Here is a 4145-nt window from a genome sequence, read left to right as displayed (position 1 = left end):
ATTTATCAATAATCTTAAACTTAAAGACTATTTTTATAACTATAACTGGTCTTGTACGTGTGCTCAAAAAGCGAGCAATGGTTAGTGTGACTTAATAAAAATGAGGGGTAATTGTGCCATTCAGGAATAATCTGGAAGCGTTGTCCGATCTTGCAAATGACCTGCCGCGTTTTGAACAACAGCTAACAAACCTGGCGGAAAAGCTGGGGTTAACACTGGAAAATCTTGAGGCTGACCATATTTCGGTGCGCTGTCATCAAATCACGACGGCGGAGCGTTGGAAGCAAGGATTGATGCAGGTTGGACACCTTTTCTCAGAAAATTTGATTAATGGTCGACCCATTTGTTTATTTGAACTGACGGAGCCGTTACCGGTAGGGCCGTGGCGCATCAACGTGGTGGAGCTGCCCTGGCCGGGCAATAAGCTTTATCGCCATGAAGGCTGGGAGCATGTTGAGATTGTACTGCGCGGCGACCCGGAGACGTTGGGCGCCCGTGCGATGGCGCTGTTGTCCGACAATGGCCTGTTGCAGCCTGGCATCTCATTTAAAACCAGCTCGCCCCAGGGAGAAAAAGAGCGTCTGCCTAACCCGACTCTGGCAGTGACCGACGGCCAGATCACCATTAAATTCCATCCCTGGAGTTTAAAAGAGATCGTTGCCAGCGAGCAGGACAGTTAAGCTGCGGCAATCGCCTGTTTCATCCGCGCCACGGCCTCTTCCAGCGTGGCGCGCGTACAGCCGAAATTGAAACGTACAAAGCCGTCGTCGCCAAAATCCCGTCCGGGCGAAAAGCCCAACCCATGTTGCTCGAACCAAGAGGCGGGGCTGGCGACGCCGGGCAGACGTGCGGCCACCCATGCCAGATAGGTCGCTTCTGGCGGCGTCACGCTGAGTCCGGGCAGGGCGTTGATCTGTTGACACAGCCAGTCACGGTTGCTGCGCAGATAGTCCAGCTGCGCATCCAGCCAGGGCTGACCGTCGCGCCAGGCCGCCGTCGCGGCGGTCAGCGCCAGAATATCTACCTGCGGCACGATGCCGCGCCGCGCCTCATTGAACCGTTGTCGCAACGCGTCATTCGGAATCACTGCCAGCGAAGCGCCCAGACCGGCGATATTGAACGTTTTCGACGGCGAGATTAGCGTAACCGAACGCTGCGCGGCGTCTTCGCTTAGCGTCGCGAAAGGAATATGTCTCAGGCCCGGTTCCAGGATCAGCTCGCTGTGGATTTCATCAGAGCAAACGATCAAATTGTGGCGCTGCGCGAAACGCAGCTGCGCATCCAGCTCATCACGCCGATATACCGTGCCGCCGGGATTATGCGGATTGCACAGCATTAGCAACTTTTCATTGCCCTTCAGCTGCATCTCCGCCGCCATTAAATCCATCACCCAGCGATGATTTTCCTGGCGCATTTGCAGATTGAGCTGATCGCGTTGCGCCCATTTCGCTGCCAGTCGGAACGGCGGGTAGATGGGCGTGGGGGCGAGGGTGCCTTCGCCTGGCGCGGTAAAGGCGCGTACCGCAAGATTAAGTCCGGCGACCACGCCCGGCAGCAGAACCAGCCACTCCTTCTCAATCCGCCACTGGTAGCGCTCGGCCAGACGCGCTTTTACTACGGCAAACAGCTCATCAGGCTCGGCACCGTAACCGAATACCCCATGTTCGACGCGCTGATGCAGCGCGTCGATAACCGCAGGCGGCGAGCGAAAATCGGTATCCGCCACCCACAGTGGTAAAACGTCGCGATCGCGATATTTTCGCCATTTCAGGCTATCGCTGTGATGCCGGTCTATCCATTGGTCAAAATTGAATGCCATCATTAACCTTCCCATTATACTGCCCTGCAAACTGAGCCTAATCGAGAATCAGAAAACCAGCCAGCAGTCATTAAACAGGAGGATGAAATGGTAAAACTGGAAGTCTGCTGCTACGGAATAGATTGTGCGGTGACCGCACAGGAGGCGGGTGCTGACCGTATTGAGCTTTGCGCGGCGCCGAAAGAAGGTGGCCTGACGCCCTCTGCCGGCATGTTGCAGGCGGCGCGCTCACATCTTCATATACCTGTTCATCCCATTGTACGTCCGCGCGGCGGCGATTTTTGTTACAGCTCGCGCGAATTTGCCGCGATAAAATCGGATGTGGCGCTGATCCGCGAAATGGGCTTTCCGGGCGTGGTGTTTGGCATGCTGGACGAAGATGCGCATATAGATATCAGCAAGATGCGGGAAATCATGCCGCTGTGCGGCGATATGGCGGTAACTTTTCATCGCGCATTTGATCTTTGTCACAGTCCGAAACGTGCAATGGAAATATTGACCGATTTGGGCGTTGCGCGCATTCTGACATCAGGGCAGCAGCAGAGCGCCGAAAGCGGAATTGCATTATTAAAGGAACTTAACGAGTTCAGCGAGGGTCCAATTATTATGGCCGGTGCTGGCGTCAGGTTGAGCAACCTGCAAAAGTTTCTCGACGCCGGGATTTGTGAGCTGCACAGCTCCGCCAGCCGCCAGGTTTCTTCTCCGATGCGTTACCGGAAAGCAGGCGTTTCAATGAGTTCAGATGTGGAAACCGATGAGTTCAGCCGTCAGTGCGTTGATGGCGATATGGTTGAGGCGATGAAAAGCATTATGCAGATGAACAGCGTTCGGGTCGCCTGAACCCAGACAGTTTTTGCCGCGCAGCACGCCGTTCCTCAGACGTGATGTTTGCAAGTACCAAACCCCAGCACTTTGTTGGGGTTTTTTTTGTCTGAAATATGCGTGTAAAAAAGATATCGGCAGGGCGCAGCTGCGCGCCCGGCAAGGGCGACTCCCGCTCCGCAACCGCGCGTTTAGGGTTTAAGGACAGATACGATGAAAACTATATCTGTCATAAGAACGTATCTAAGGATATTCGCTGCAAGAGCATCTGGTACCGATCGCGCCCTGGCTGGGATGAAGCCTTTCCCATCAAAGACGCATCGCCTCGTCTGGTCCATCGCATCCTTGACTCTGCCGATCCTGTGTCGTTGACCTGTTTCGGTTGGTCCTTATTTTGTTAAGATTATTCTTAGTATATAGCGCAATATCATTATATAATCTTCACCTTTCCTTAAGACGATAGCGGTAAAGCAGTAGATAAATGAAAAGTGCGGGATGTACAAAAATGAAAAACAGGCTAACAGGAGCAGCAGTTGCCGTACTGGTACTGACCCTGACAGGATGTAAAGAAAAAGAGGGTGTGACTTTTGTCAAAGATCCTGATAATAAGGCAGAAAAAATAGTGCCGCCAGGCTGGGCCACCGTCGCGCGCAGCGAGATCGAGAGTGGTTTGTCGATGAGTGTTTTCAGCGCGCAGTGTAAGTTGCTTTACCGTGAGGCCAACTGGTTCGTCGGCTGTAAGCCGGTAAAAAGCGAGGCGCCGTTTATGCTCTATTCCATCAGAGAAAATGAAGCATTACGAGAGAGTTTTGCTGCCACGGCGGTTAATCAACAGGCAAAAAAATATACACATCAAAACGTGTTATTGCGTCAGATAGCGCAGCCAAAAGAGAATGATTATGCCGCGCTTAACGTTGATAGCCTGCAACAGGCTTATGATGCGCTGGCCGGCGCATAACGCATAACGCATAACGCATAACGCAAACCGGCGCGATGCTAAACCGGCCAGATGAAATTACGCCGACCAGTCAGTCGGCGTAACACACCTCTCTTTCTCGGTATCAGATAACACCAAATGCGTGTTACTTATTTCCCCGATCGCTAATGCGTGCCGTCGAAACGTGCGTATTGCCTTTTCTTTATCATCTCTTCGTTGCACAGCGTTAAAGCACCTCTTACCTTCCTTAAGCCTTCAACCATTTTGAATGCCGTTTTATCCCCTGTAATTTCCTGACGCTTTCATTGGGGAGCGTTCTATGGATGCTTAATGCATCCGTTAGCTATTAATGTTAATACGTTTTGATTCATCAATAAAACAACTCAGTAGCAAGCCTGACGAAAGATAAGCATTTAATGTTACAGCATTGATAACCTTTACTAACAACATAAGCCCTGCTTTATCAAGCCGGGCGGTAATGCTACGCGATGATGCCTTTTTTTTGTAACTTATTGATTAATAGCTAATAAAAAGAAACAACGCTCTGCCACAAAATTTGTTCATTTT

At 51.7% G+C, this 4145-nt stretch carries 4 protein-coding genes; 3 read left to right on the top strand and 1 reads right to left on the bottom strand.

Annotation, left to right across the window (positions count from 1 at the left end; translation table 11 throughout):
• The first annotated feature begins 113 nt into the window (after positions 1-113).
• Positions 114-680, top strand: coding sequence for a VOC family protein (locus tag MYY08_RS02495; protein WP_038625586.1), 567 nt, complete (start codon positions 114-116; stop codon positions 678-680).
• Here MYY08_RS02495 and MYY08_RS02490 read toward each other — a convergent pair.
• Positions 677-1819: a MalY/PatB family protein gene (locus tag MYY08_RS02490; protein ID WP_038629966.1), complete on the bottom strand. Its 1143-nt coding sequence runs from the start codon at positions 1817-1819 to the stop codon at positions 677-679. The genes MYY08_RS02495 and MYY08_RS02490 overlap by 4 nt on opposite strands.
• A gap of 87 nt (positions 1820-1906) precedes the next feature.
• On the opposite strand from MYY08_RS02490, the gene cutC reads away from it, so the two are divergent.
• Both cutC and MYY08_RS02480 read left to right on the top strand, forming a co-directional pair.
• Positions 1907-2659 carry a copper homeostasis protein CutC gene (gene cutC / locus MYY08_RS02485; protein WP_038625588.1) on the top strand — a complete coding sequence of 251 codons (753 nt, stop codon included), beginning with the start codon at positions 1907-1909 and terminating at the stop codon, positions 2657-2659.
• A gap of 463 nt (positions 2660-3122) precedes the next feature.
• Positions 3123-3599, top strand: a complete 477-nt coding sequence (locus MYY08_RS02480) for a hypothetical protein (protein ID WP_133052045.1) — start codon at positions 3123-3125, stop codon at positions 3597-3599.
• Positions 3600-4145 lie beyond the last annotated feature (546 nt).

This window comes from Mixta sp. (genome assembly GCF_024610815.1).
Taxonomy (GTDB): domain Bacteria; phylum Pseudomonadota; class Gammaproteobacteria; order Enterobacterales; family Enterobacteriaceae; genus Mixta; species Mixta calida.
Note: the sequence above shows the minus strand (reverse complement) of the source record. Positions and strands in the feature narration are given on the sequence as shown.